Source organism: Pseudomonas sp. 102515, from assembly GCF_031085165.1.
Lineage (GTDB): Bacteria > Pseudomonadota > Gammaproteobacteria > Pseudomonadales > Pseudomonadaceae > Chryseomonas.
This window is the reverse complement of record NZ_JAVHTY010000001.1, coordinates 1,402,289-1,428,440: the sequence shown is the minus strand read 5'-3', so window position 1 is coordinate 1,428,440 and position 26,152 is coordinate 1,402,289. Positions and strand designations below refer to the sequence as shown.

Here is a 26,152-nt window from a genome sequence, read left to right as displayed (position 1 = left end):
CAGGTGGCGGCATGCCCCTGGCCCTCTGGCGTCCGAACTGCTCTAATTCGCGTATCCGAAGCCCTTTCGGCTCTCCATGGATGGAGTCCTGATGCGCGCCGCTCTGCTGTCCTTCGCCCTCGGTGTGCTGCTCCTGCGCGCCTTCGCCTCGCTGCCGTCCCTGCCGCTGCTGGCGGCCCTCGCGGCGGTGGGCCTGGTGCTCCTGTTCACCCGCTTCCTGGCGCTCGGTGCCTTCGGGCTGGGCCTGGCCTGGGCGCTGCTCAATGGCCACTGGGCGCTGGACGATCGCCTGGACCCGGCGCTGGAGCAGCGGGTGCTGTGGATCGAAGGCCAGATCAGCGGCCTGCCGGCGGTGGACGCCGACTCGGTGGGCTTCGTGCTCGCCGGAGCGACCAGCCGCCGCGCGCTGAAGCTACCGGCGCGGATCCGCCTGAGCTGGCACGGAGGGCCCCGCCCGCTGGCCGGCGAGCGCTGGCGCCTGGCCGCTGAGTTGCGCGGCCCCTCAGGTCTGGCCAACCCCCTGGGCCAGGATCGCGAAGCCTGGCTACTGGCCCAGGGCATAGGCGCTACCGGCAGCGTCAAGGATGGCCAGCGCCTGGCCGCCGCCAGCGGCCTGGCGACCTGGCGCGATGGTATCCGCCAATACCTGCAGACGCGGGATCCCGCCGGGCAGGGCGGGCTGCTCGCCGCCCTGGTGGTGGGCGACGGCTCGGGCATCACCGATGCCCAGTGGCAGCTGTTCCAGGACACCGGCACCGTGCACCTGATGGTCATCTCCGGGCAGCACATCGGCCTGATCGCCCTCGGCGTCTATGCCGGGGTGGTCATCCTGGCGCGCCGCGGTCTCTGGCCGCGGCGGCTGCCCTGGCGCCTGTCCGCGGCGGTGCTGACGATCGCCACCGCGCTGGGCTACGGACTGCTGGCTGGCTTCGAGGTGCCGGTGCAACGGGCCTGCGTCATGGTCAGCCTGGGACTGCTCTGGCAGCTCGGGCGTCAGCAGGTACGGCTGGCGGACGCCGTCCTGCTGGCCCTGGCACTGGTGCTGGCCGCCAATCCGCTGGTCAGTCTGCTGCCCGGTTTCTGGCTGTCCTTCGGCGCCGTGCTGTTGCTGCTCTGGAGCTTCGCCGGCCGCCTGGGCCGACTGCCGTGGTGGCTCACCCTCGGGCGTGCCCAATGGTGCATGGCCGTGGGCCTGGCGCCGCTGCTCCTGGCGCTGGGCCTGCCCCTGAGTCCGAGCGGCCCGCTGGCCAACGCCCTGGCCGTGCCACTGATGGACCTGGCCATCGTGCCCCTGGCGCTGGCGGGGACCCTGCTGTCCCTGCTCTGGTCGCCGCTGGGGGCGCCGGCCTTGCTGCTGGCGGGTGGCCTGTTGCAAGGGCTGCTCTGGCTGCTGAGCGGATTGGCGCACCTGGCTGCGGCCTGGCAGCCGGTCCTCGCGCCCACCTGGGCGCTGTGGCTGGCGGGTTTTGGCGCATTGCTGGCCCTGCTGCCCGCGGGCGTGCCGCTGCGCGGCTTCGGCGCGCTGCTGATGCTGCCGGGGCTGTTTCCCCCGCCGCCGGTACCCGCGGAGGGGCTGGCGCGGATCACCGTACTGGACGTGGGGCAGGGCCTGGCGGTGCTGGTGCGTACCCGTGAGCATGCGCTGCTCTACGATGCCGGTCCGCGCCTGGGCAGCTATGACAGCGGCGCCCGGGTCGTCCTGCCCAACCTGAAGGCCGCCGGCATCGGCACCCTGGATGTCATGCTGCTCAGTCATGCCGATGCCGACCATGCCGGCGGTGCACCGGCCGTGGCCAGGGGGCTGCCGCCAGGGCAGGTGCTCAGTGGCGAGGCGGGTCGCCTCACGGCGGAGTTGCGCGCCCTGGATTGTGAAGACGGCGCTCGCTGGGAGTGGAACGAAGTCGGCTTCACCACCTGGTGGCATCCTGATGCGGATTCCAATGCCTCTTCCTGCGTGCTCAGGATCGAGGCCAGGGGCGAGCGCCTGCTGTTGACCGGCGATATCGATGCCCGCCGCGAAGCGGAGCTGGTGACCAGTGGCAAGCCCCTGGCAGCGGAGTGGCTCGTCGCCCCGCACCACGGCAGTCGCAGCGGCTCCAGCGCCGTCTTCATCGAGGCCGTCCAACCGCGCGGCGTGCTGATCTCGCGCGGACTGAACAATCGCTATGGCCATCCCCATCCCCAGGTACTGGCGCGCTATCGCGAGCGCGGCGTGCTGCCCTATGACACCGCCGCGCTGGGCGCCCTGAGCTGGACCCTCGGTCGCTGGGAGACACCGCGCGGACAGCGCCAGGCGCGGCACTGGTGGCGGGTCTCCCCGCCGACCCCCTGATAGCCTATTCAAAGGCTACTGCGCGTCGGCCAAATGGCGTTGAAAAGACCTGGATCGCCAGCCCGGTCGGAATGCTCATTTACCCCTCGTAAACTCGGCTTCCTCGGCCATTCTCGCCTTGTTTGTCTCTAGCTCGCGAGCCCTTGAACAGGCCCTCCGGCGTTCGTGCTAGAGTGGCCGCATTTTGCGGCAGGGGTAACGGTCTCGTGTTCGAAATGGTCAAAGCTGGCGGCTGGATGATGCTGCCGATCATTCTCAGTTCCATCCTGGCCACGGCCATCATCGCCGAGCGGCTGTGGACCCTGAGGCGCAGCCGGGTCGCGCCGCCGACGTTGCTCGCGCAGGTCTGGCGCTGGATCCAGGACAAGCAGCTCAATGCCGAGCGGCTGCGCGAATTGCGCGCCGGGTCTCCCCTGGGCGACATCCTCGCCGCGGGCCTGGCCAATTCCCGCCATGGTCGCGACATCATGAAGGAAGCCATCGAGGAAGCCGGCAGCCGCGTGGTGCACGACCTCGAGCGCTATCTCAACACCCTCGGCAGCATCGCCGCCCTGGCGCCCCTGATGGGCCTGCTCGGCACGGTGTTCGGCATGATCGACATCTTCAGCGCCTTCATGAACGACGGCATGGCCAATGCGCCCATCCTCGCCGGCGGCATCTCCAAGGCCCTGGTCACCACCGCCACTGGCCTGCTGGTGGCGATTCCCGCGGTGTTCTTCCATCGCTACCTGCTGCGCCGGGTCGATGAGCTGGTGGTGGGCATGGAGCAGGAAGCGGTCAAGCTGGTGGACATCCTCCACGGCGATCGCGAGGTGGACGTCCGCGAAGGAGCCCCGGCGTGAAATTCCGTCGCCGCGCCGGGGGCGCCGCTCGCGAAGAGGTCTATATCAACCTGGCGTCCTTCATCGACGTCATCTTCGTCCTGCTGCTGTTCTTCGTGGTGACCGCGACCTTCAGCAAGCCCAGCCAGCTGAAGCTCGAACTGCCCGAGGCCGACAGCGCCGCGGCGGCCGCCAACCAGGCCAAGACCCTGGAAATCAGCATCACCGCCGAGGGCCAGATGGCGCTCAACGGCCAGACCCTGGCGCGCAACGACCTGACCGGCCTGACTACCGCGCTGCAGCGGGAATCCGGCGGCGACAACAGCCTGCCGCTGGTGATCACCGCCGATGGCCGCGCCACCCACCAGGCGGTGGTCATGGCCATGGACGCCGCCGGCAAGCTGGGCTTCAGCCAGTTGCGCATCACCACCCTCGAGGCCCAGGCGAAACGTCCGTGAGCCTGGGCGAACGCCTGGTCCGTGCCTGGTATGCAGGACATCCGGCGCTGGGTCTGCTGACCCCGCTCGAAGCCCTCTATCGCCAGGTTGCCCGGCGCAAGCGCCAGCGCTTCCTGGCGGGGCAGGGCAGCATCCATCGCGCGCCGGTCCCGGTCATCGTGGTGGGCAATCTCACTGTCGGCGGGACCGGCAAGACCCCCATGATCCTCTGGCTGATCGGCCACCTGCGCACGCGTGGGTTGAGGGTCGGGGTGGTCAGTCGCGGCTATGGCGCCACGCCGCCGAGTCTGCCCTGGCGGGTGCGGGCCACCGACCCCGCCGCCGTCGCCGGCGACGAGCCGCTGCTGATCGTGCAGCGCACCGGCGTTGCCCTGGTGACGGATCCCGACCGCGGTCGCGCCGTCGAACGTCTGCTCGCCGAAGAGCGCCTCGATGTCATCCTCAGCGACGACGGCCTGCAGCACTATCGCCTGGCCCGCGACCTGGAGCTGGTGATGGTCGACGCGGCACGGGGTTTCGGCAATGGCCGCTGCCTGCCGGCCGGGCCGCTGCGCGAGCCCCTGGAGCGTCTGGCCGAGGTGGACGCCGTGATCCACAACGGCGCCGCCGTCGATCCTGCCGACGGCTATGGCCTGACCCTGCAGCCCAGCGCGCTGATCAATCTGCGCAGCGGCGAGACCCGGCCGCTGGACTTCTTTCCCCCGGGGCAGCGGCTGCATGCCCTGGCCGGCATCGGCAACCCCGGGCGTTTCTTCGCCACCCTCGAAGGACTACACTGGCAGCCGTTGCCCCATGCCTTCGCCGATCACGCCACCTACAGCGTCGCGGACCTGGCCTTCACGCCCGAGCTGCCGCTGGTGATGACCGAGAAGGACGCGGTCAAGTGCCGGTCCTTCGCCGCTGCCGACTGGTGGTACCTGGCGGTGGACGCCCAGCCCTCGGCCGCCTTCGTCGGCTGGCTGGATGGGCGTCTCGACCGGCTCCTGCCCGAACATTCTCACTGACGGAACCTCTGCCCATGGATCTCAAGCTGCTGGACATCCTCGCCTGCCCCCTGACCAAGAGCCCGCTGATCCTGAGCGACGACAAGACCGAACTCATCAGCAAGGCCGCCGGCCTGGCCTTCCCGATTCGCGACGGCATCCCGGTGATGCTGGAAAGCGAGGCGCGCATCATCACCACGGACGAGCGTCTGGACAAATGAGCACCGCTTTCACCGTCGTCATCCCGGCGCGACTGGCCAGTACCCGGCTGCCCAACAAGCCGCTGCTCGACGTCGCTGGCAAGCCGATGATCCAGCACGTCTGGGAGCAGGCCAGCCGCAGTGGCGCCGAGCAGGTGGTGGTGGCGACCGACCACGACGACATCCTGCGTGCCTGCGAGGGCTTTGGCGCCCGGGTCCTGCTGACCCGCGCCGACCATGCCTCGGGCACCGATCGCCTGGCCGAGGTGGCCGAACTGCTCGGCCTCGCCGATGACGCCCTGGTGGTCAACGTCCAGGGCGACGAGCCGCTGATTCCGCCGGCCGTGATCGACCAGGTGGCCGGCAATCTCGCCGCCCATCCCGAAGCCGGCGTGGCCACCCTGGCCGAGCCGATCGGGGACGTCGACAGCCTGTTCAATCCCAATGTGGTCAAGGTGAGCACCGACCTGAACGGCCTGGCGCTGACCTTCAGTCGGGCGCCGTTGCCCTGGGCCCGCAATGCCTTCGCCGCTAATCGCGCGCAGCTGCCCCAGGGTTTTCCCTACCGCCGCCATATCGGCATCTATGCCTACCGCGCCGGCTTCCTCGCCGACTTCGTCAGCTGGGGTCCCTGCGCCCTGGAAGAGATCGAAGCCCTGGAGCAGCTGCGTGCCCTCTGGCACGGCGTCCGTATCCATGTCGCCGATGCCCTGGAAGCGCCCCAGGCCGGCGTGGATACCCTGGAAGACCTCGAGCGCGTCAGACGCCTGCTGGGAGCCTAGATGACCCTGCGCATCCTGTTCGTCTGCATGGGCAACATCTGCCGCTCGCCCACCGCCGAAGGCATCCTCAGGGCCAAGCTGGACGCCGCCGGTCTGGCCGAGGGGGTGCAGCTGGACTCGGCCGGTACCGGTGACTGGCATGTCGGCAAGGCACCGGATTCCCGTGCCATCCAGGCCGCTGCGGGTCGCGGCTATGCCATCGGCGACCTGCGCGCGCGCCAGGTAGCCAAGGACGATTTCCAGCGCTTCGACCTGATCCTGGCCATGGACCAGGACAACCTCGCCTGGCTGGAGCAGCTGCGCCCGGATGGGGGCGCGGTGCCCGAACTCTTCCTGGCGCGCCAGGGCCTGGCGGTGGACGAAGTACCCGATCCCTATTACGGCGGTGCAGCCGGCTTCGAGCGGGTCCTCGACCTGCTGGAAGGCGCCTGCGACGGCCTGGTCGCCGAAGTGGCTGCCCGTCATGGTCGCTGAGCTGCAACAGCAGGTCCCGCTGCAGGGGCTCAACACCTTCGGCCTGGTGGCAGAAGCCGACCGCTATCTGGAAGCCGCGAGCGATGCCGAGGTCCGCGAGGCCCTGGCCTTGGCGCGGCAACTCGGCGTACCGCTACGGGTGCTGGGCGGTGGCAGCAATCTGGTCCTGCCCGAGCGGGTCGAGGGCCTGGTGCTGCGGCTGACGTCCCGCGGTATCCGCCTGCTGGCGGAGGAGGGCGATGCCCTGCTGGTGGAAGCCGAAGCCGGCGAGCCCTGGCATCCCTTCGTCATGGCGACCCTGGCCAACGGCTGGTACGGCCTGGAGAATCTCAGCCTGATCCCGGGCACCGTGGGGGCTTCGCCGATCCAGAACATCGGCGCCTATGGCGTCGAGCTGAAGGACAGATGCGCCGGGGTGACAGCGCTCGATCGCCATAGCGGCGAACTCCACGACCTCACCCCAGCCGACTGCGCCTTCGCCTACCGCGAGAGTCGCTTCAAGGCCGAGGCCGGGCGCTGGATCGTGCTGCGGGTACGCTTCCGGCTCAGTCGTCAGCCGCAGCTGGTGCTGGACTACGGTCCGGTGCGCCAGGCCCTGGCCGAGGCGGGCGTCATGCAGCCCACGCCCGAAGCCGTCAGCGCGGCCATCTGCGGCATTCGCCAGCGCAAACTGCCCGACCCGGCGGTGCTGGGCAATGCCGGCAGCTTCTTCAAGAATCCGGTGGTCACCGCCGGCGAAGCCGCGGCATTGCATGAGCGCTACCCGAGCCTGGCGACCTATCCGCAGGCCGATGGCAGCGTCAAGCTGGCCGCCGGCTGGCTGATCGACCAGGCCGGCTGGCGCGGGCATCGCGACGGCGCCGTGGGGGTGCATGCCGCCCAGGCGCTGGTGCTGGTCAACTTCGGCGGCGCCCGCAGTCGCGACGTCCTGGCCCTGGCCGAGCGCATCCGCGCCTCGGTGCGCGAGCGCTTCGGCGTGACGCTGGAGATGGAGCCGGGAAGCCTGACGTGACCGACGACGCTCCCGATGCCCAACGCCGCCGCCTGCTGATCGCCACCACCTCCGCCGTCGGCGGCCTGGGGCTGGTGGCGGGTAGCGTGCCCTTCGTCTGCGCCCTGCGGCCCGGCCGTTCGGCGGAAGTGGCGGCGGCGCCGGTCGAGGTGGATCTCCAGGCCTTGCGCGACGGCGAGCAACTCACGGTGCAGTGGCGCGGCCAGCCGGTCTGTGTCCTGCGCCGCAGCACGGCGGACCAGGCCCGTCTGCTGGCCGATCAGGCCGGACTCGCCGATCCGGATTCCCGGGAATCCAGCCAGCCACCCTATGTGGATCCGCGCCTGAGATCGCGGCGGTCGGACATCTTCGTCGTCACCGCCCTCTGCACCCACCTGGGCTGCATTCCCTCCCTGGCGCCAGGCGTGGCGGACCGGGACGGCGGTTATCTCTGTCCCTGCCATGGCTCCCGGTTCGATCTGGCTGGCCGGGTCTATCGCGACCAGCCGGCGCCGCTGAATCTGGCCGTGCCGCCCCATCATTTCCGTGGCGACAACCTGCTGGTGATCGGCAGCGACGGGGAGGGCGCGGCATGAAGGACAGGGAACCCGGCTGGCTGGAACGACGGCTGCCCCTGGGCGCCTTCTGGCGGCGGCACCTCAGCGACTACCGGGTGCCGCGCAATCTCAACGTCTTCTACCTGTTCGGCTCCCTGTTGCTCTTCATCCTGGCGCTGCAGGTGCTGACCGGTCTCTGGCTGCTGTTCGGCTATGAACCCACCGTGAAGGGTGCCTTCGCCTCGGTCCAGCTGTTCATGCGCGAGGTGCCCTTCGGCTGGCTGATCCGCTATCTGCACGCGGTGGGCGCCTCGGCGCTGTTCGTCTGCCTCTACCTGCATATGCTGCGCGGCCTGCTCTATGGTTCCTATCGCGCGCCGCGGGAGTTGGTCTGGAGCTTTGGCGTGCTGCTCTACCTGCTCCTCCTGGCCCAGGCCTTCTTCGGCTATCTGCTGCCCTGGGGCCAGCTCTCCTACTGGGGCGCCCAGGTGTCCCTGAGCGCGGTCGAGGCACTGCCGGCGATAGGCCCGACCGTGGCCGACCTGCTGCGCGGCGGGGTGGTGCTGTCCGACGCCACCCTGCGGCGCTTCCAGGCCCTGCATGTGGTGGGGCTGCCACTGCTGATCCTCACGCTGGTGACCCTGCACGTCGGCGCCCTGCGCCAGACCGGCTCGAACAATCCCGAGGGTGACGACCGTGATGTCAGCGGTGCCGCCGGGGTGCCTTTCCACCCCTATCTGACGCTCAAGGACCTCTGCGGCCTGGCGGTCTTCCTGCTGGTCTTTCTCGCCGTGGTACTGCTGGCGCCGGACCTGGGCGGGCTGGTGCTGGAACCGGCCAACCAGCAGCCGGCCGATCCACTGGTGACCCCCGCGCACATCGCGCCGCCGTGGTACCTGGCCCCCTTCTATGCGCTGCTGCGGGCGGTGCCGAGCAAGGCCGGCGGTCTCGGCCTGGCGGCCCTGGCCATCGCCCTGCTGTTCGTGCTGCCCTGGCTGGATCGTAGCGCGGTCCGCTCGATCCGCCACAAGGCCTGGCCGGCGCGGCTGGGCCTGTACCTGGCCTGTCTGGCCTTTGTCGCCCTGGGCGTTCTAGGCGTGGTCGCGCTGACCGATGGGCGCCTGTGGCTGGCGCGCCTGGCCGCGGGTGTCTATTTCATCAGCCTGCTGGGCATGCCCTGGTACAGTCGCCTGGGTCCCCTGCGCCGGCTGCCGGAGCCCCGCCCATGAGTCGCTATCTGCTATTGGGCATGCTGCTGCTGTGCAGTGGTCTGGCCAGCGGCGCCGAAGGCGATCCCCGGGCGGGCGCCATCACCTTCGGTCGCTATTGCCTGGCCTGCCATGGCCAGGAGTACCAGCGCTTCGATCGCGTCGCCGCCGATCTTCACCTGGACCTCGCCAGCTGGGCGCCCGGGCGCACCGCCAGTGCGCCCATGCTCGGGCTGCTCAAGCCCGAGGATGCCCGCCGCGCCTTCGGCAGCATGCCGCCGGACCTCACCCTGATCGCCGCGGTGCGTGGCGAGGCCTGGCTGCGCGCCTTCCTGCAGGAGTTCTACCTGGCGCCCGGGCGGCCGCTCGGGGTCGACAACCTCGCGGCGCCCGGCACCCGCATGCCCGACGTCCTGGCCGCCCTGCGCGGTCGCCAGCTGCGCGACTGCAGCGCGGGACGCTGCGTGCTGCGCCTGGAGCCGGGCAGTGGCGCCCAGACTCCCGAGCAGTTCGCCCGTACCGTCGACGATCTGGTCGCCTACCTCGGTTATTCCGCCGCGCCCGAGCGCAGCCTGGCCTGGCGGCTCGCGCCCTGGGTGCTGGGCTATCTGGTGCTGTTCGCCGTCCTGGCCTTCTGGCTCAAGCGTGAATTCTGGCGGCGATTGCCCGACAGTGAGCAATGAGGAGACGGCTCGTCTGAAAAGTCGCCGAGCGAAGGTGAGGCAAGGCGCAACGACCAACGGGAGTAACGGCCAACGGCTGGTCCGAAGGGTGAGCGCCAGCGAATCAAAGCGGCGGGAAGCGGAGTCTACGAGTGGTAAATGAGCATTCCGAGTCCATTTTTAACGCAGCATCACCGATGCGCAGGCAGTTTTCGGACAAAGCCTAGGTCTCGGGCCGCAAGGTGCGAGATAATCCCGCCTTTGCAGCTTCGCCCCCGACGGGGGAGGGACCCATGGGCGCCATAACCCGCCTGACCTGTTTCCATGATCCCGAGGATCACTACAGCCACCGGATCCGTCTGATCCTGGCGGAAAAGAACGTCGAGTGCGAGCTGATCGCCGTGCGCCGAGGGGAATGCCCGCGGCAGCTGGCCGAGCACAATCCCTATGGCACCGTGCCGACGCTGATGGATCGCGACCTGGTGCTCTATGGCACGGAGGTGCTCATGGAGTACCTCGAGGAACGCTATCCGCATCCGCCGCTGTTGCCGGCCTATCCGGTCACCCGCGGCCAGTCGCGGCTGCTGATGCACCGCATCGGGCGCGACTGGTGCACCCTGGTGGACGCCATCCTGCAGGCGGCGCCGGGCGCCGACCTCGCCGCCGTGCGCAAGGAATTGCGCGAGAGCCTGACCGGCGTGGCGCCGATCTTCGCGGAAAAACCCTTTTTCTTGAGCGACGACTTTTCCCTGGTGGACTGTTGCCTGCTCCCCCTCCTGTGGCGACTGCCGCGCCTGGGCATCGAACTGCCCCGGGCCGCCAAGCCGCTGCAGGACTACATGGATCGCATGTTCGCGCGCGACAGTTTCCGATCCAGCCTTTCGGTCACCGAGCGTGAGATGCGCTAGAGGAGAACCCCATGAATTCCAGTCGCCCCTACCTGGTCCGCGCGCTCTACGAGTGGATCGTGGACAACGACTGCACGCCCCACCTGCTGGTCAATGCCGACTACGCCGAGGTGCGCGTGCCGCCGGGCTATGCCAACGACGGCCAGATCGTGCTGAACGCGTCGCCCAGTGCCGTGCGTGACCTGCACATGGACAACGAGGCGGTGAGCTTCAACGGCCGCTTCGGCGGCGTGGCCTACAACCTCTATGTCCCGATCGGCGCCATCCTGGCCATCTACGCCCGGGAGAATGGCCAGGGCATGGTCTTCGACAGCGAGCCCAGCCCGCCGGATGACCAGGGCCCCGACAACGGTGGCAGCAAGCCCGAGGCGCCCAAGCCGGCACCGGCGCGGCCGAGTCTGAAAGTGGTCAAGTGATCCCCTCCAGCCTGCCGCGGAGTCCCTCTGCGGCAGGCAAGAAAAAGCCCCTGTCGGCGCTGCCGACAGGGGCTTTTTCGTGAGCGATGCGAATTCAGCGCTTGAGCGAGGCCGGCAGGTGCGGCTGGATCTGGGTCAGCAGGCCGCGGAAGCACTTGGGGTTGCCGGCGACGATGTGGCCCTTCTCGAGGAAGTCGTGGCCACCATTGAAGTCGCCGATCAGGCCACCGGCTTCCTGCACCAGCAGCGCGCCTGCCGCCATGTCCCACTCCGACAGGCCCATTTCCCAGAAGGCATCGAAGCGACCGGCGGCGACATAGGCCAGGTCGAGGGCAGCGGAGCCGGCACGGCGGATGCCGGCGGTCTGGCCGATCAGGCTGCGGAACATGCCCAGGTAGTTGTCCAGGTGATCGACGTCATTGGCACGGAAGGGGAAACCGGTACCTAGCAGGGCGCCTTCCAGGCTACGACGGTTGGTGACGCGGATGCGCCGGCCGTTCAGGGCGGCACCGCGGCCACGGCTGGCGGTGAATTCTTCCTGACGCACCGGATCCAGCACCACGGCGTGTTCCAGGCGGCCCTTGTACTTGCAGGCGATGCTCACCGAAAAGTGCGGAACGCCACGGAGGAAGTTGGTGGTGCCATCCAGCGGGTCGACGATCCAGACGTAGTCGGCGCCTTCGCCTTCGCCCGCCAGGTAGCCGGATTCCTCACCGTGGAAACCATGGGTGGGATAGGCTTTGCGCAGGGTGGCAAGGATGGTCTGCTCGGCGGCCCGGTCGACTTCGGAGACGAAGTCGTTGGCGCCTTTTTCGTCGACGGCGATCACGTCCAGGCGCTCAATCGAACGGAAAATCAGTTCACCGGCGCTGCGGGCCGCGCGCAGTGCGATGTTCAGCATGGGCTGCATGGATAAATCACCTGGGTTGTATAAGGAAAGCCGGCAATGATAGCAGACTTCGCGGCGCGGGAAGGGGTATTCGTGGCCAGCGAGCGCGTGTGGGCGTAGTATACGGCGCCGATTTCCCGCGTCCGCTCGAGGATAGCCACGTGCTGAACAACATCCGCGTCGTTCTGGTCAATACCAGCCATCCCGGCAACATCGGCGGTGCCGCCCGGGCCATGAAGAACATGGGCCTGTCGCGCCTCTATCTGGTCGATCCCGAGGACTTTCCCAGCGGCGAGGCCAATGCGCGTGCCTCCGGGGCCAACGATGTGCTCGACGCCGCCGTCGTCGTCGACACCCTGGAAGAAGCCCTGAGCGGCTGCAGCCTGGTGCTGGGCACCAGTGCCCGCGATCGCCGCATCCCCTGGCCGCTGCTGGATCCGCGCGAATGCGCCACCACCTCCCTGGCCCAGGTGGAGCAGGGGGGCGAGGTCGCCCTGGTCTTCGGTCGCGAGTACGCCGGGCTCACCAACGAGGAGTTGCAGCGCTGCCACTACCACGTGCACATCCCCTCGGACCCGGCCTTCGGCTCGCTCAACCTCGCCGCGGCGGTCCAGGTGCTGGTGTACGAAGTGCGCATGGCCTGGCTCGCGGCGCAGAACCAGCCGACCAAGATGAACAAGGTCGAAGCCACCGCCATGCTCAACACCCAGCCGGTGACGGTGGAAGAGCTGGAGCTCTATTACGAGCACCTGGAGCAGACCCTGGTGGAGATCGGCTTCCTCGATCCGGCCAAGCCGCGCCACCTGATGAGTCGCTTGCGGCGCCTCTATGGGCGTGCCGGCATCAGCAAGCTGGAGATGAACATCCTGCGTGGCGTCCTGACTGAAACCCAGAAGGCCGCCCGTGGCGAATCCCACCCGCGGACTATCCCCCCGATAGATAATGCCTGAGTGATTTGGTTGGTTTTATAGTTGACCTTTTTTGTCGGGAATCCGATAATCGAGGTCATCCGATGCAACCCGCTCGAGTTCGTCATGAGACTGACCACCAAAGGCCGCTATGCCGTAACCGCCATGCTCGACCTGGCGCTGCACGCCCAGCGGGGTCCGGTGTCGCTGGCCGACATTTCCGAGCGGCAGGGCATCTCGCTGTCCTATCTGGAACAGTTGTTCGCACGTCTGCGTCGTGGCTCGCTGGTCAACAGCGTGCGCGGTCCCGGTGGCGGCTATCAGCTGGCGCGCGACATGGGCGGTATCCATGTGGCCCAGGTGATCGACGCGGTCAACGAATCCGTGGATGCCACCCGCTGCCAGGGCAGTGGGGGTTGTCACCAGGGTGATACCTGCCTGACCCACCACCTCTGGTGCGATCTGAGCGATCAGATCCACACCTTTTTGAGTGGCATCACCCTGGCTGACCTGGTCGCCCGCAACGAGATCCAGCAGGTTGCCAAGCGTCAGGACACCAAGGCCTGTGCCAGCAAGCAATCGCCCTTGGCGGTCGAAAAAATCGAAGCGTCCACCATCGACTGAGCAGAGACGCCCGTCTGATTAGGAGTAACCGATGAAATTGCCGATCTACCTAGACTATTCCGCCACCACGCCCGTCGATCCGCGCGTCGCTCAGAAGATGAGCGAGTGCCTGCTGGTGGACGGCAACTTTGGCAACCCCGCATCGCGCTCCCACCTGTTCGGCTGGAAGGCCGAGGAAGCCGTGGAAAATGCCCGTCGTCAGGTGGCCGAACTGGTCAACGCCGACCCGCGCGAGATCGTCTGGACCTCCGGTGCCACCGAGTCCGACAACCTGGCCATCAAGGGCGCCGCGCACTTCTATCAGAACAAGGGCAAGCACCTGATCACCTCGAAGATCGAGCACAAGGCGGTGTTGGACACCACCCGTCAGCTCGAGCGCGAGGGCTTCGAGGTCACCTATCTCGAGCCGGGCGAAGACGGCCTGATCACCCCCGAGATGATCGAGGCGGCTCTGCGTGACGACACCACCCTGGTGTCCATCATGCACGTCAACAACGAGATCGGTACCGTCAACGACATCGCCGCCATCGGCGAGCTGACCCGCTCCCGGGGCGTGCTCTTCCACGTCGACGCCGCCCAGTCCACCGGCAAGGTCGAGATCGATCTGGAAAAGCTCAAGGTCGACATGATGTCCTTCTCGGCGCACAAGACCTATGGTCCCAAGGGCATTGGCGCCCTCTACGTCCGCCGCAAGCCGCGCGTGCGCATCGAGGCCCAGACCCATGGTGGCGGTCACGAGCGTGGCATGAGATCCGGCACCCTGGCGACCCACCAGATCGTCGGCATGGGCGAAGCCTTCCGCATCGCCAAGGAAGAGATGGTCCAGGAAAATGCCCGCATCAAGGCCCTGAGCGATCGCTTCTACCGTCAGTTCGAAGGCCTGGAAGAGGTCTACCTGAACGGCAGCCTGCTCCATCGCGTGCCGCACAACCTGAACCTGAGCTTCAACTACGTCGAAGGCGAGTCGCTGATCATGGCGCTCAAGGATCTGGCGGTGTCGTCCGGTTCGGCCTGTACCTCGGCGTCCTTGGAGCCGTCCTACGTCCTGCGTGCCCTGGGCCGCAATGACGAACTGGCGCATAGCTCCATTCGCTTCACCTTCGGTCGCTTCACCACCGAAGAAGACGTTGACTATGCCGCGGGCAAGGTCACCGAAGCCGTCAACAAGTTGCGCGAATTGTCTCCGCTGTGGGACATGTTCAAAGAAGGCGTAGACCTGAGTCAGGTCGAGTGGCAAGCCCACTGACCCACCCTGATAAGCGAGGATTGAATCATGGCATACAGTGAAAAGGTCATCGACCACTACGAAAACCCGCGCAACGTCGGCAAGTTCGACGCGGCCGATCCCGATGTCGGCACCGGCATGGTCGGCGCTCCGGCCTGCGGCGACGTGATGCGTCTGCAGATCAAGGTCAATGAGCAGGGCATCATCGAAGACGCCAAGTTCAAGACCTACGGTTGCGGCTCCGCCATCGCGTCCAGCTCCCTGGCCACCGAGTGGATGAAGGGCAAGAGCATCGAAGAAGCGGCGTCGATCAAGAACAGCATGATCGCCGAAGAGCTGGCCCTGCCGCCGGTGAAGATCCACTGCTCGGTACTCGCCGAAGACGCCATCAAGGCGGCGGTCAGCGACTACAAGCAGAAGAAAGGCCTGCTCTAAGGAGGAACCATGGCGATCAGCATGACCGAGTCGGCCGCCCGTCACGTGCAGCGTTCCCTCGATGGGCGCGGCAAGGGGGAGGGCATCCGCCTGGGCGTTCGTACCACGGGTTGCTCGGGACTGGCCTACGTACTCGAGTTCGTCGACGAATTCGCGGCCGAGGACCAGGTGTTCGAAAGCCATGGCGTCAAGGTCATCATCGACCCCAAGAGCCTGGTCTACCTGGACGGCACCGAGCTGGATTTCGTGCGTGAAGGCCTCAACGAGGGCTTCAAGTTCAACAATCCCAACGTGCGTGGCGAGTGTGGCTGCGGCGAAAGCTTCAACATTTGAGGCCCGTCATGGGTAAGCCCTGTCACTTCGCGCTGTTCGAGATCAAACCCGCCTTCCAGATCGACCAGGCGGGTCTGGCCTCGCGCTATCGCGACCTGGCCCGCACGGTTCATCCGGATCGATTCGCCGATGCGCCGGAGCGCGAGCGGCGCCAGGCGCTGGAGCGGTCGGCCGAGCTCAACGAGGCCTATCACGTGCTGCGCGCCCCGTCGCGTCGTGCGCGCTATCTGCTGGAGCTCGAAGGGCATGAGATGCCGCTCGAGGCGACCATCCAGGACACCGATTTCCTCATGCAGCAATTGCAGTGGCGCGAGGAATTGGAAGACCTGCAGGACGCCGGCGACAGCGCGGGCATTCCCGCCTTCCGCCAGCGGCTCAAGGATGCGCAGCGCGACATCGAGCAGGCCTTCGCCGCGATCTGGCAGGATCCTGCCCAGCGCGCGGTCGCCGAGCGCCTGGTCCGTCGCATGCAGTTTCTCGACAAGCTGGCCAGCGAGATCCGCCAGCTCGAAGAGCGTCTGGACGATTAATCACAGGTGTCGCTCCGGCACCGACAACCATAAGCCGACTAGCCAATGGCTCTATTGCAGATAGCCGAACCCGGAATGGCGCCCAAGCCGCACCAGCGCAAGCTGGCGGTGGGCATTGATCTGGGCACCACCAATTCCCTCGTGGCCGCCGTCCGCAGTGGCGTGGCCGAGACCCTGCCCGATCTGCAGGGCGAGGTGATCCTGCCGTCCGCGGTGCGCTACGCCGCCGCTGGCGTGGAAGTGGGGGCGGGCGCCAAGGCCGCCGCCGCCCAGGATCCTTTCAATACCATCCTTTCCGTCAAGCGCCTCATGGGGCGTGGCATCGCCGACGTCAAGCAGCTGGGCGAGCAGTTGCCCTATCGCTTCGTGGCCGGCGAGTCGGAAATGCCCTTCATCGATACCGCTGCCGGGCGCAAGAGTCCGGTAGAGGTCTCCGCCGACATCCTGCGGGTGCTGCGCGAGCGCGCCGAAGCCACCCTGGGTGGCGAGCTGGTCGGCGCCGTCATCACCGTGCCGGCCTACTTCGACGATGCCCAGCGTCAGGCCACCAAGGACGCCGCTCGCTTCGCCGGCCTGAACGTCCTGCGTCTGCTCAACGAGCCCACCGCGGCGGCCGTGGCCTACGGCCTGGACCGGGGCGAGGAGGGCGTGGTCGCCATCTACGATCTGGGTGGCGGCACCTTCGACATCTCCATCCTGCGCCTGACCCGCGGCGTCTTCGAAGTCATGGCCACCGGTGGCGACAGTGCCCTGGGCGGTGACGACTTCGATCACGCCATCGCCGGCTGGATCGTGCAGCAGGCAGGGCTGTCCAGCGATCTGGACCCGGGCACCCAGCGGCGCCTGCTGCAGAGCGCCTGCGCCGCCAAGGAAGCCCTGTCGACCGCCGAGCGCGTCGAGGTCAGTCACGGCGACTGGTCGGGCGTGCTGGAACGCAGCACCTTCCAGGCGCTCATCGCGCCGCTGGTCGCGCGCAGCCTCAAGGCCTGTCGCCGCGCCCTGCGCGATGCGGAAGTGGAGCCGGCGGATATCCGCGCCGTGGTCATGGTCGGCGGTTCCACCCGCGTGCCCTATGTCCGTGAAGTCGTGGGCGAACTGTTCGACTGCACCCCGCTCACCGACATCGATCCGGATCGCGTGGTGGCCATCGGTGCTGCCCTGCAGGCCGATTCGCTGGCCGGCAACCGTGCTGGCGAAGAGTTGCTGCTGCTGGACGTCATCCCGCTGTCCCTGGGCCTCGAGACCATGGGTGGGCTGATGGAAAAGATCATTCCGCGCAACACCACCATCCCGGTGGCGCGGGGTCAGGATTTCACCACCTATCGCGACGGCCAGACCGCCATGCTGGTGCATGTGCTGCAGGGCGAGCGCGAACTGGTCAAGGACGCCCGCTCCCTGGCCCGCTTCGAGCTGCGCGGTTTCCCGCCCATGGTCGCCGGTGCCGCCAAGATCCGCGTCACCTTCCAGGTCGATGCCGATGGCCTGCTCGGCGTCAGCGCCCGCGAGCTGTCCAGCGGCGTGGAAGCCAGCGTCCAGGTCAAGCCGTCCTACGGCCTGACCGATGGCGAGATCGCCAACATGCTGCAGGACTCCTTCCGCCATGCCGGTGACGACATGCAGGCTCGCGCGCTGCGCGAGCAGCAGGTCGAGGCCCGGCGGCTGGTCGAGGCGGTCACCGCCGCGCTGGCCGTCGATGGCGAGCGCCTGCTGGACGCCGAGGAGCACCAGGTGATCGAGCTGGAAATCGGCCGCCTGGCCGAACTGCTGGAAGCCACCGACGTCCAGGCGCTCGAAGAGCAGACCAAGCGTCTTTCCCAGGTGACCGATGCCTTCGCCGCACGGCGGATGAACGCCTCGGTCAAGGCGGCCCTGGCGGGTCGCCGTCTCAACGATATCGAGGAGTAGTTCCATCATGCCGCAGATCACCCTGCTGCCCCACGCCGAGCACTGCCCCGAGGGCGCGGTCTTCGAAGCCAGCGAAGGCGAAACCATCATCGCCGCGGCCATGCGCAACGGCATCGACATCGAGCACGCCTGCGAGATGTCCTGTGCCTGCACCACCTGCCATGTCGTCGTCCAGGAGGGCTTCGACTCCCTCGAGCCCTCCGATGAGCTCGAGGACGACATGCTGGACAAGGCCTGGGGCCTGGAGATGCGTTCGCGCCTGTCCTGCCAGGCGGTAGTAGGCAGCGAAGACCTGGTGGTGGAGATTCCGCGCTACACCATCAACCAGGTTTCCGAAGGTCACTGAGGACAGCTGTCATGGCACTGAAATGGACCGATGTGCTGGATATCGCCATCGAACTCAACGATGCCCATCCCGACGTGGATCCGCGCTACGTGAATTTCGTCAAGTTGCGCAACTGGGTCGTGGCGCTGCCGGAGTTCGACGACGATCCCCAGCGGGGTGGCGAGAAGGTGCTGGAGGCCATCCAGGCCGCCTGGATCGACGAGTCCGCCTGACGCATCGCCCGTACCGCGCTACGCTTTTCACCGGGACCCGCGTATAATCCGCGGGTTTCGTTTTTGCTCTATTCCCACATTCGGAGTTCACATGTCTGTTCAACGTACCCTGTCGATCATCAAGCCCGATGCCGTATCCAAGAATGTCGTCGGTGAGATCGTCACCCGCTTCGAGAAGGCTGGCCTGCGCGTCGTCGCTGCCAAGATGGTCCAGCTGTCCGAGCGCGAAGCCGGTGGCTTCTACGCCGAACACAAAGAGCGTCCCTTCTTCAAGGATCTGGTCTCCTTCATGACCTCCGGTCCGGTCGTGGTTCAGGTGCTGGAAGGCGACAACGCCATCGCCAAGAACCGTGAGCTGATGGGCGCCACCGATCCCAAGAAAGCCGACGCCGGTACCATCCGTGCCGACTTCGCCGTCTCCATTGACGAGAACGCCGTCCACGGTTCGGACTCCGAAGCGTCCGCCGCTCGCGAGATCTCCTACTTCTTCGCAGCCACCGAAGTCTGCGAGCGCGTCCGCTGAGGATGAGCGCTGGCCAGGGAAGCGGCCAGCCCGCCTTCCTGGCACCGCCCGCGTCCTGCGCGGGCTTCAAACAGATTTCGTCGAGGTGATCCCATGACCACAGCCACCGATAAGGTCAATCTGCTGGGCCTGACCCAGCCGCAGCTCGAGTCGTTCTTCGAGTCCATCGGGGAGAAGCGCTTTCGCGCCGGCCAGGTCATGAAGTGGATCCATCACTTCGGCATCGACGATTTCGACGCCATGAGCAACCTGGGCAAGGCGCTCAAGGAAAAGCTCAAGGCCGCTGCGGAAATCCGTGGCCCCGAGATCGTCAGCGAGGACATCTCCCGCGATGGCACCCGCAAGTGGGTGATCCGCGTCGCCTCCGGCAGCTGCGTCGAGACGGTCTACATTCCGCAGAACGGCCGTGGCACCCTGTGTGTGTCGTCCCAGGCCGGCTGCGCGCTGGACTGCAGCTTCTGCTCCACCGGCAAGCAGGGCTTCAACAGCAACCTCACCGCCGCCGAGGTGATCGGCCAGGTGTGGATCGCCAACAAGTCCTTTGGCAGCGTACCGGCCAAGATCGACCGCGCCATCACCAACGTGGTGATGATGGGCATGGGCGAGCCACTGCTGAATTTCGACAACGTCGTCGCCGCCATGCGCATCATGATGGATGACCTGGGCTACGGCATCTCCAAGCGCAAGGTCACCCTGTCCACTTCGGGCGTGGTGCCGATGATCGAAGAGCTGGCCAAGCAGATCGACGTCTCCCTGGCGCTGTCGCTGCACGCGCCCAACGACGAGCTGCGTAACGAGCTGGTACCGATCAACCGCAAGTATCCGCTGGCCATGCTGCTCGATGCCTGCCAGAGATACATCGGCCAACTGGGCGAGAAGCGCGTCCTGACCATCGAGTACACCCTGCTCAAGGACGTCAACGACCTGCCCGAGCATGCGCTGCAGATGATCGAGCTGTTGCGCAACGTACCCTGCAAGATCAACCTGATTCCCTTCAATCCCTTCCCGCACTCCGGATACGAGCGGCCGAGCAAGAACGCCACCCGCCGTTTCCAGGAGCTGCTGCAGCAGGCCGGCTTCAACGTCACGGTGCGTACCACCCGCGGTGACGACATCGATGCCGCGTGCGGCCAGCTGGTGGGGCAGGTCATGGACCGCACCCGGCGTAGCCAGCGTTACATCGCCGTTCGCCAGCTCGACGGTGCCGAAACCGTGACGCCGCTCCAGGGCTGAGGGCGCGACCATGGCGATCACGCGCTTTGCGGCTGTCGCGCTCGCCCTGGTGGTCGGCGGCCTCGCCGGCTGCGTGACCGAGGGTGATCGCAACCCCATGGATACCCGCCAGGGACGGATGCAGGCCCGTGACGCCTACATCCAGCTCGGCCTCGGCTATGTTCAGCAGGGTAATACCGAGCAGGCGAAGGTACCCCTGAAGAAGGCCCTGGAGCTGGATTCGTCGAGCGCCGACGCCCATGCCGCGCTCGGACTGGTGTTCCAGGCCCAGGGCGAGACCGACCTGGCCGATCAGGAATACCGCCTGGCCCTGCGCGAGCGGCCCCACGATGCCCGCATCCTCAACAACTACGGCAGCTTCCTCTATGAGCAGGGGCGCTACAAGGATGCCTACGAACGCTTTACCCAGGCCGCCGAGGACAGCCTCTACCCGGAGCGCGCCCGGGTGTTCGAGAATCTCGGCCTGACCGCCCTGCGACTCAATCAGGTCGACTTGGGCAAGGAAAATCTGGAAAAATCCCTGCGGCTGGATCGCAATCAGCCCAGGGCCCTGTTCGAATTGGCTCAATTGGCCTACCAGACGCGCGATTACGTGCCGTCCCGGAGCTATTACCAGGCCTTCAGCCAGCTAAGCCCCCAGGATGCCCGCAGCCTGTTGCTCGGGATCCGTCTCGCCGAGGTGTTCAATGATCGCAACACCGCCGCGAGTTACGCCCTGCAGCTGAAGCGCCTCTACCCGAACTCACCTGAATATCGTCAACTTCAGTCGGAGCAGAAATGACCGCAGTGCAATCCGAAGCGGTACACGCCGGACGGGGCAATCCCGGTGAGATCTTGCGGCAGAAGCGGCTGGAACTTGGCTGGAGCCAGGCCCAGGTCGCCCAGAATCTCAATCTCAGCGAGCGCATCATCGAGCAGCTCGAGTCCGGCAACTATCAGCAGATGCCGGGGCACACCTTTGCCCGTGGCTACACCAAGGCCTATGGCAAGCTGCTCGGCCTGGACCAGGTCGAGCTGGTGCGTACCTTCGACGGCTATACCGGCACCGATGCCAAAGGCAGCACCGTGCACAGCCTGGGTCGTCTCGACGAGCCGGTGCGGCTGTCGCGCAATGTCCTGAGATTCGTCAGTTTCATCCTGGTGGTGCTGATCATAGCCATGGGCCTGTTCTGGTGGCAGGAGCGCAGTCGCCAGGCCTCCAGCTCCAGTGCCGTGAGCATGGAGCATGTCGAGGTCGAGGGTGCCGACGGCAAGACCGAGATCCACCCCATCGACGAGCCGGAAGAACAACCCCCGGTCGTCGCCCAGCAGCCGGCTGCCACCCTGCCTTCCCCGGTAGGCACGCCGACGCCGGATGCCAACGCCGTCGCCGCCATGACCGCCCCCACCGCCGCGCCCACCCCGGCCCCGGTAACGGGTTCGACCACGCCTACTCCCACGGCGCCCACCGCCGCGGCCCCTGCCGCGCCGGCCAGCGCGCCTGCCGCGGCTCCCGTGGCCGGCAGCGACAGCCTGAACATCCGGTTCACCGCCAGCTGCTGGACGCAGGTCAGCGACGGTACCGGCAAGATCCTCTTCAGTGGCGTGAAGAAGGGCGGCGAGAGCCTGGATTACGCCTCGATCAAGGCACCGGTGAACATCCGTCTCGGTTTCGCCCGCGGTGCCCAGATCTCCTACAACGGCCAGGTCGTCGACCTCGCGCCCTACACCAAGGGCGAGACCGCCCGCATCAAACTCGGTCAGGCCGGACAATGACGTCCGGCGACCCCATGGGAAACCAGCATGCATAGCGAATCGCCCATCAAACGTCGGTTGTCCCGCAAGATCTGGGTCGGCTCGGTGCCGGTCGGCGGCGATGCCCCCATCGCCGTGCAGAGCATGACCAACACCGAAACCTGCGACGTCGACGCCACCGTGGCGCAGATCCAGCGCCTGCAGGACGCCGGTGCCGACATCGTGCGCATCTCGGTGCCCGACATGGACGCCGCCGAAGCCTTCGGTCGCATCAAGCAGCGGGTCAGCCTGCCGCTGGTGGCCGACATCCACTTCGACTACAAGATCGCCCTGCGTGTGGCCGAACTGGGCGTTGACTGCCTGCGCATCAACCCCGGCAACATCGGTCGCGAAGACCGGGTCAGGGCGGTGGTCGACGCGGCCCGCGAGCGCGGCATCCCGATCCGCATCGGCGTCAACGCCGGTTCGCTGGAAAAGGACCTACAGAAGAAATACGGCGAGCCCACCCCGGAAGCCCTGGTGGAATCGGCCATGCGCCACGTCGACCACCTGGAGAAGCTGGACTATCCGGACTTCAAGGTCAGCGTGAAGGCCAGTGACGTCTTCATGGCCGTGGCCGCCTATCGCCAGCTGGCCACCCGCATCGAGCAGCCGCTGCACCTGGGCATCACCGAAGCCGGCGGCCTGCGCTCGGGTACGGTGAAATCCGCCGTGGGTCTGGGCATGCTGCTGGCTGACGGCATCGGCGACACCATCCGCATCTCGCTCGCGGCCGATCCGGTCGAGGAGATCAAGGTCGGTTTCGACATCCTGAAATCCCTGCGCCTGCGTTCGCGTGGCATCAACTTCATCGCCTGCCCGAGCTGCTCGCGGCAGAACTTCGATGTGGTCAAGACCATGAACGAGCTGGAAGGGCGCCTGGAGGACCTGCTGGTGCCGCTGGACGTCGCGGTGATCGGCTGCGTGGTCAACGGCCCCGGCGAAGCCAAGGAGGCCCATGTCGGCCTGACCGGAGGTACGCCCAACAACCTGGTGTACATCGACGGCAAGCCGGCCTCCAAGCTGAACAACGACAATCTGGTGGACGAGCTGGAAGGGCTCATCCGCCGCAAGGCGGCCGAGAAGGCCGAAGCGGATGCCGCACTCATCGCGCGCAGCTGAAAGATCAAGGAATAAGGCCCTTTCGTGAGCAAGTCCCTGCAAGCCATCCGTGGCATGAACGATATCCTGCCGGAGCAGACTCCGGCCTGGCGCTACCTGGAACGTACCTTCGCGACGTTGCTCGACGGCTATGGTTACCACGAGATCCGTCTGCCCATCATGGAGTTCACCGAACTCTTCGCCCGCGGTATCGGCGAGGGCACCGACGTGGTCGACAAGGAGATGTACACCTTCCTCGACCGCAACGAGGAGTCCCTGACCCTGAGACCCGAAGGCACCGCGGGTTGCGTGCGGGCCGTGCTCGAACATGGCATGACCGGCGGTGGCCAGGTGCAGAAGCTCTGGTACGCCGGGCCGATGTTCCGCTACGAGAAGCCGCAGAAGGGCCGCTATCGCCAGTTCCACCAGATCGGCGTGGAGGTCTTCAACCTGCCCGGTCCGGACATCGACGCCGAACTGATCGTGCTCACCGCGCGCCTCTGGCAGCGCCTGGGCCTGAGCGACGCCGTCACCCTGCAGCTCAACAGCCTGGGTTCCAGCGCCGATCGCGTGCGCTATCGCGAAGCCCTGGTGGCCTATCTGCAGGACCGCTTCGAGCAGCTCGACGAAGACAGCCAGCGGCGCCTGACCACCAATCCGCTGCGCATCCTCGACAGCAAGAACGCCCAGACCCAGGCGCTGTTGCAGGACGCCCCGACCCTGGCGGATTACCTGGACGACGAATCCCGTGCCCACTTCGACGGCCTCAAGGCCCGCCTGGACGCCGCCGGCATCCGCTACCAGATCAATCCCAAGCTGGTGCGTGGCCTGGACTACTACGGCCGTACCGTCTTCGAGTGGGTCACCGACAAGCTGGGGGCCCAGGGCACCGTCTGCGCCGGTGGCCGCTACGACGGCCTGATCACCCAGTTCGGCGGCAAGCCCACCCCTGGGGTCGGTTTCGCCATGGGGGTCGAGCGCCTGGTGCTGCTGCTGGAAACCCTGGAGCGTCTGCCCGGTGATCTGCAGCGCCCCGCCGATCTCTATCTCTGCGCCTTTGGCGAGGCGGCCGAGCTGGCCGGCCTCAAGCTGGCCGAGCAACTGCGCGATGCCCGTCCCGACCTGCGTCTGCTGGTCAACGCCGGCGCCGGCAGCTTCAAGAGCCAGTTCAAGAAGGCCGACAAGAGCGGCGCGCTCTGGGCGATGATCCTGGGCGACGACGAACTGGCCACGCAACAGGTGGCACTCAAGCCGCTGCGTGGCGAGGCGCCCCAGGAAAAGGTCGACTTCGCGGCCCTGGCCGCTCGTCTGGACGAGATTTTGCCCCCGGCCGGTTCCGGTCGCGGGAATTGAGGAGAACGGATTTGAGTTCCATCGACGACGACAATCTGGTGGTCGCCAAGGCCTGGTGGCAGCGTAACGGCAAGCCGCTGCTGGCCGGTGGCGTCATCGCCCTGGTGGCGGTACTGGGCTGGCAGGGCTGGCAGCGCTATCAGAACAACCAGGCGCAAGGCGCCTCGGTGCTCTATCAGCAGCTGGTGGAAGCTACCCTGGCGCCCGGTGGCAAGGTCGACACCGCCCGGGTGACCGATACCTACGGCAAGCTCAAGCAGGATTATTCCGGTACCGCCTACGCCCAGTACGGGAGTCTCTTCGTCGCCAAGGTGGCCGTGGAGAACAATCGCCTGGACGACGCCGCCGCCGAACTCAAGGCCGTGGTGGACAAGCCCCACGACGCCGAACTCGGCGAGCTGGCGCGTCAGCGTCTGGCCCGGGTGCTGGCAGCCCAGGGCAAGGCCGAGGAAGGCCTCAAGCTGCTGGATGGCGAGGCGCCCAAGGCCTATGTCGCCAACCGCGAAGAATTGCGGGGCGACCTGCTGGTGGCATTGAAGAAGCCGGTCGAGGCCCGCGCCGCCTATGAAAAAGCCCGCGCCGCGCTGCCCAACGATGCAGCCGAAGGCGTGCTGCAGATGAAACTCGATGATCTCGCCAAAGGAGACGCCTGATGTTGCGCTGGAAGCCTATCGCGGTACTGGGTCTCGCCCTTGCGGTCGTCGGGTGCAGCAGCACCGGTAAGAAGGAATTGCCGCCGGCCGAGCTGAAGGACATCAAGGCCGAAGTCCGGCTGGATGAAGTCTGGAGTCGTTCGGTGGGCGATGGCCAGGGCAAGGAATACAACCGCCTGGTACCGGCCGTGGACGGTCAGACGATCTTTGCCGCCGATGCCGATGGCCGGGTCATGGCGATGAATCGCGAGACCGGCCAGGTGCTGTGGAAGAAAGACCTGGACCTGCCGGTATCCGGCGGCGTCGGGGTCGGTTCCGGCCTGGTGCTGGTTGGCACCCTGCGTGGCCAGGTGATCGCCCTCGACAGTGCCAGTGGCGACGAGAAGTGGCGCGCCCAGGCGTCCAGCGAGGTGCTGTCCGCCCCGGTGGTCAACAACGACGTGGTGGTGGTGCAGTCCCAGGACGACAAGCTGCAGGCCTTCGAACTGGGCAGCGGCACCCGTCGCTGGATCTACGAAGACACCCAGCCCGTGCTGAGTCTGAGGGGCACCGGTGCCCCCCTGGTCACCAACCAAGTGGTCATGGCCGGCTTCGCCAGCGGCAAGGTGGTCGCCCTGGACGTGCAGCGTGGCCTGCCGTTGTGGGAACAGCAGATTGCCGTGCCCAAGGGCCGTTCCGAACTGGAGCGCATCGTCGACGTGGACGGTGGCCTGTCGCTGTCGGGCGACACCCTCTATGTGGTCAGCTACAACGGCCGCGTAGCCGCGCTCAATCCGGCCAATGGCCAGGTCCTCTGGCAGCGGGATGCCTCCAGCTACGACGGCGTCGCCGAAGGCTTCGGCAACGTCTACCTGAGCCTGGACAACGGCACCGTGGAGGCCGTCGAGGAATCCTCGACCTCCGCGCTCTGGACCAATGCCGATCTGGCCCGTCGCCAGCTCACCGGCCCGGTGGTCTGGTCGAGCAACGTGGTGGTGGGCGACTACGCCGGCTACATCCACCTGCTGAGCCAGGTCGATGGGCGTTTCGTCGGTCGCACCAAGGTCGACGGTGACGGCGTCCGGGTACGGCCACTGGTCGTCGGCGACATGCTCTATGTTTACGGCAATGGCGGTAAACTCGTCGCCTATCGTCTGCGCTAGTGGGGTGTTTTAGAAGTTCGCGCAAGAATTGGCGAGTGATTGTTGGGTCTGGGCAAGGCGCCGCGACGAGTCATAGCAGGGCTATGGCGAGGAGTGACAGCGCCGTCCAGGCCGAAAAAGCGCCGCCAAAATTGTGTAGTAACCTCTGAAACACCGCACTACACCTTTATCCTCA

General features: G+C 66.8%; 31 protein-coding genes. 30 read left to right on the top strand and 1 reads right to left on the bottom strand.

Going from position 1 to position 26,152, the window contains the following annotated elements; translation table 11 throughout:
• Positions 1-91: 91 nt before the first annotated feature.
• The 13 genes from RCF34_RS06585 to RCF34_RS06525 all read left to right on the top strand — a co-directional run bounded on the left by RCF34_RS06585 (position 92) and on the right by RCF34_RS06525 (position 10,792).
• Complete coding sequence (locus RCF34_RS06585; protein ID WP_308707421.1) at positions 92-2,332, top strand: DNA internalization-related competence protein ComEC/Rec2; 2,241 nt, start codon at positions 92-94, stop codon at positions 2,330-2,332.
• A 206-nt stretch (positions 2,333-2,538) separates the two neighbouring features.
• Positions 2,539-3,174, top strand: coding sequence for a MotA/TolQ/ExbB proton channel family protein (locus RCF34_RS06580; protein ID WP_007162403.1), 636 nt, complete (start codon positions 2,539-2,541; stop codon positions 3,172-3,174).
• Positions 3,171-3,611: a biopolymer transporter ExbD gene (locus RCF34_RS06575; RefSeq protein WP_308707420.1), complete on the top strand. Its 441-nt coding sequence runs from the start codon at positions 3,171-3,173 to the stop codon at positions 3,609-3,611. The genes RCF34_RS06580 and RCF34_RS06575 overlap by 4 nt, the downstream gene beginning before the upstream one ends.
• Positions 3,608-4,615, top strand: coding sequence for a tetraacyldisaccharide 4'-kinase (lpxK, locus tag RCF34_RS06570; protein WP_308707419.1), 1,008 nt, complete (start codon positions 3,608-3,610; stop codon positions 4,613-4,615). Before RCF34_RS06575 ends, lpxK begins: the two co-directional genes overlap by 4 nt.
• 14 nt (positions 4,616-4,629) lie before the next feature.
• Positions 4,630-4,815, top strand: coding sequence for a Trm112 family protein (locus RCF34_RS06565; RefSeq protein ID WP_007162406.1), 186 nt, complete (start codon positions 4,630-4,632; stop codon positions 4,813-4,815).
• Positions 4,812-5,576 carry a 3-deoxy-manno-octulosonate cytidylyltransferase gene (gene kdsB / locus RCF34_RS06560; protein WP_308707418.1) on the top strand — a complete coding sequence of 255 codons (765 nt, stop codon included), beginning with the start codon at positions 4,812-4,814 and terminating at the stop codon, positions 5,574-5,576. The genes RCF34_RS06565 and kdsB overlap by 4 nt, the downstream gene beginning before the upstream one ends.
• A 6-nt stretch (positions 5,577-5,582) precedes the next feature.
• Positions 5,583-6,050 carry a low molecular weight protein-tyrosine-phosphatase gene (locus tag RCF34_RS06555; RefSeq protein ID WP_308707534.1) on the top strand — a complete coding sequence of 156 codons (468 nt, stop codon included), beginning with the start codon at positions 5,583-5,585 and terminating at the stop codon, positions 6,048-6,050.
• Positions 6,040-7,062 carry a UDP-N-acetylmuramate dehydrogenase gene (murB, locus tag RCF34_RS06550; protein ID WP_308707417.1) on the top strand — a complete coding sequence of 341 codons (1,023 nt, stop codon included), beginning with the start codon at positions 6,040-6,042 and terminating at the stop codon, positions 7,060-7,062. The genes RCF34_RS06555 and murB overlap by 11 nt, the downstream gene beginning before the upstream one ends.
• Positions 7,059-7,637, top strand: coding sequence for a ubiquinol-cytochrome c reductase iron-sulfur subunit (petA, locus tag RCF34_RS06545; RefSeq protein ID WP_308707416.1), 579 nt, complete (start codon positions 7,059-7,061; stop codon positions 7,635-7,637). Before murB ends, petA begins: the two co-directional genes overlap by 4 nt.
• Positions 7,634-8,827: a cytochrome bc complex cytochrome b subunit gene (locus RCF34_RS06540; RefSeq protein WP_308707415.1), complete on the top strand. Its 1,194-nt coding sequence runs from the start codon at positions 7,634-7,636 to the stop codon at positions 8,825-8,827. Before petA ends, RCF34_RS06540 begins: the two co-directional genes overlap by 4 nt.
• Positions 8,824-9,489 carry a cytochrome c1 gene (locus tag RCF34_RS06535; RefSeq protein WP_308707414.1) on the top strand — a complete coding sequence of 222 codons (666 nt, stop codon included), beginning with the start codon at positions 8,824-8,826 and terminating at the stop codon, positions 9,487-9,489. Before RCF34_RS06540 ends, RCF34_RS06535 begins: the two co-directional genes overlap by 4 nt.
• A gap of 272 nt (positions 9,490-9,761) precedes the next feature.
• A complete protein-coding gene (locus tag RCF34_RS06530; RefSeq protein ID WP_308707413.1) occupies positions 9,762-10,376 on the top strand; it encodes a glutathione S-transferase N-terminal domain-containing protein in 615 nt (204 codons plus the stop codon).
• A gap of 11 nt (positions 10,377-10,387) precedes the next feature.
• Positions 10,388-10,792: a ClpXP protease specificity-enhancing factor gene (locus RCF34_RS06525; RefSeq protein WP_158892868.1), complete on the top strand. Its 405-nt coding sequence runs from the start codon at positions 10,388-10,390 to the stop codon at positions 10,790-10,792.
• 94 nt (positions 10,793-10,886) lie between these two features.
• On the opposite strand, the gene suhB is transcribed toward RCF34_RS06525, so the two are convergent.
• Positions 10,887-11,702 carry an inositol-phosphate phosphatase gene (gene suhB / locus RCF34_RS06520; protein WP_263259548.1) on the bottom strand — a complete coding sequence of 272 codons (816 nt, stop codon included), beginning with the start codon at positions 11,700-11,702 and terminating at the stop codon, positions 10,887-10,889.
• 140 nt (positions 11,703-11,842) lie between these two features.
• Between suhB and trmJ the strand changes: the two genes are divergently transcribed.
• From trmJ to bamB, 17 genes are all read left to right on the top strand, one after another.
• Positions 11,843-12,631: a tRNA (cytosine(32)/uridine(32)-2'-O)-methyltransferase TrmJ gene (gene trmJ / locus RCF34_RS06515; RefSeq protein WP_308707412.1), complete on the top strand. Its 789-nt coding sequence runs from the start codon at positions 11,843-11,845 to the stop codon at positions 12,629-12,631.
• Between the two features lie 84 nt (positions 12,632-12,715).
• On the top strand, positions 12,716-13,213 hold the full coding sequence (gene iscR, locus RCF34_RS06510) for a Fe-S cluster assembly transcriptional regulator IscR (RefSeq protein WP_007162417.1): 498 nt from the start codon (positions 12,716-12,718) through the stop codon (positions 13,211-13,213).
• 31 nt (positions 13,214-13,244) lie between these two features.
• Positions 13,245-14,459, top strand: coding sequence for an IscS subfamily cysteine desulfurase (locus tag RCF34_RS06505; protein ID WP_308707411.1), 1,215 nt, complete (start codon positions 13,245-13,247; stop codon positions 14,457-14,459).
• Between the two features lie 27 nt (positions 14,460-14,486).
• Positions 14,487-14,873: a Fe-S cluster assembly scaffold IscU gene (gene iscU / locus RCF34_RS06500; protein ID WP_007162419.1), complete on the top strand. Its 387-nt coding sequence runs from the start codon at positions 14,487-14,489 to the stop codon at positions 14,871-14,873.
• A 9-nt stretch (positions 14,874-14,882) separates the two neighbouring features.
• Positions 14,883-15,206: an iron-sulfur cluster assembly protein IscA gene (gene iscA / locus RCF34_RS06495; RefSeq protein WP_007162420.1), complete on the top strand. Its 324-nt coding sequence runs from the start codon at positions 14,883-14,885 to the stop codon at positions 15,204-15,206.
• An 8-nt stretch (positions 15,207-15,214) separates the two neighbouring features.
• Positions 15,215-15,736, top strand: coding sequence for a co-chaperone HscB (hscB, locus tag RCF34_RS06490; RefSeq protein WP_308707410.1), 522 nt, complete (start codon positions 15,215-15,217; stop codon positions 15,734-15,736).
• A gap of 45 nt (positions 15,737-15,781) precedes the next feature.
• Positions 15,782-17,641, top strand: a complete 1,860-nt coding sequence (gene hscA / locus RCF34_RS06485; protein WP_308707409.1) for a Fe-S protein assembly chaperone HscA — start codon at positions 15,782-15,784, stop codon at positions 17,639-17,641.
• 7 nt (positions 17,642-17,648) lie between these two features.
• A complete protein-coding gene (gene fdx, locus RCF34_RS06480; protein WP_017639751.1) occupies positions 17,649-17,987 on the top strand; it encodes an ISC system 2Fe-2S type ferredoxin in 339 nt (112 codons plus the stop codon).
• A gap of 11 nt (positions 17,988-17,998) precedes the next feature.
• A complete protein-coding gene (gene iscX, locus RCF34_RS06475) occupies positions 17,999-18,199 on the top strand; it encodes a Fe-S cluster assembly protein IscX (RefSeq protein ID WP_308707408.1) in 201 nt (66 codons plus the stop codon).
• A 91-nt stretch (positions 18,200-18,290) separates the two neighbouring features.
• Positions 18,291-18,722 (top strand): nucleoside-diphosphate kinase, encoded by a 432-nt coding sequence (gene ndk / locus RCF34_RS06470; RefSeq protein WP_158892855.1) that lies wholly within the window; start codon positions 18,291-18,293, stop codon positions 18,720-18,722.
• Positions 18,723-18,815: 93 nt separating this feature from the next.
• Positions 18,816-19,955: a 23S rRNA (adenine(2503)-C(2))-methyltransferase RlmN gene (gene rlmN / locus RCF34_RS06465; RefSeq protein WP_007162426.1), complete on the top strand. Its 1,140-nt coding sequence runs from the start codon at positions 18,816-18,818 to the stop codon at positions 19,953-19,955.
• Positions 19,956-19,965: 10 nt separating this feature from the next.
• Positions 19,966-20,736, top strand: a complete 771-nt coding sequence (pilW, locus tag RCF34_RS06460; RefSeq protein ID WP_183628672.1) for a type IV pilus biogenesis/stability protein PilW — start codon at positions 19,966-19,968, stop codon at positions 20,734-20,736.
• On the top strand, positions 20,733-21,710 hold the full coding sequence (locus RCF34_RS06455; RefSeq protein WP_308707407.1) for a helix-turn-helix domain-containing protein: 978 nt from the start codon (positions 20,733-20,735) through the stop codon (positions 21,708-21,710). The genes pilW and RCF34_RS06455 overlap by 4 nt, the downstream gene beginning before the upstream one ends.
• Positions 21,711-21,737: 27 nt before the next feature.
• Positions 21,738-22,850, top strand: a complete 1,113-nt coding sequence (gene ispG / locus RCF34_RS06450) for a flavodoxin-dependent (E)-4-hydroxy-3-methylbut-2-enyl-diphosphate synthase (protein ID WP_308707406.1) — start codon at positions 21,738-21,740, stop codon at positions 22,848-22,850.
• A 24-nt stretch (positions 22,851-22,874) separates the two neighbouring features.
• Entirely contained in the window at positions 22,875-24,182 is a 1,308-nt protein-coding gene (gene hisS, locus RCF34_RS06445; protein WP_308707405.1) for a histidine--tRNA ligase, read from the top strand.
• Between the two features lie 11 nt (positions 24,183-24,193).
• A complete protein-coding gene (locus tag RCF34_RS06440) occupies positions 24,194-24,835 on the top strand; it encodes a tetratricopeptide repeat protein (protein WP_308707404.1) in 642 nt (213 codons plus the stop codon).
• Positions 24,835-25,977, top strand: coding sequence for an outer membrane protein assembly factor BamB (gene bamB / locus RCF34_RS06435; RefSeq protein WP_308707403.1), 1,143 nt, complete (start codon positions 24,835-24,837; stop codon positions 25,975-25,977). The genes RCF34_RS06440 and bamB overlap by 1 nt, the downstream gene beginning before the upstream one ends.
• Positions 25,978-26,152 lie beyond the last annotated feature (175 nt).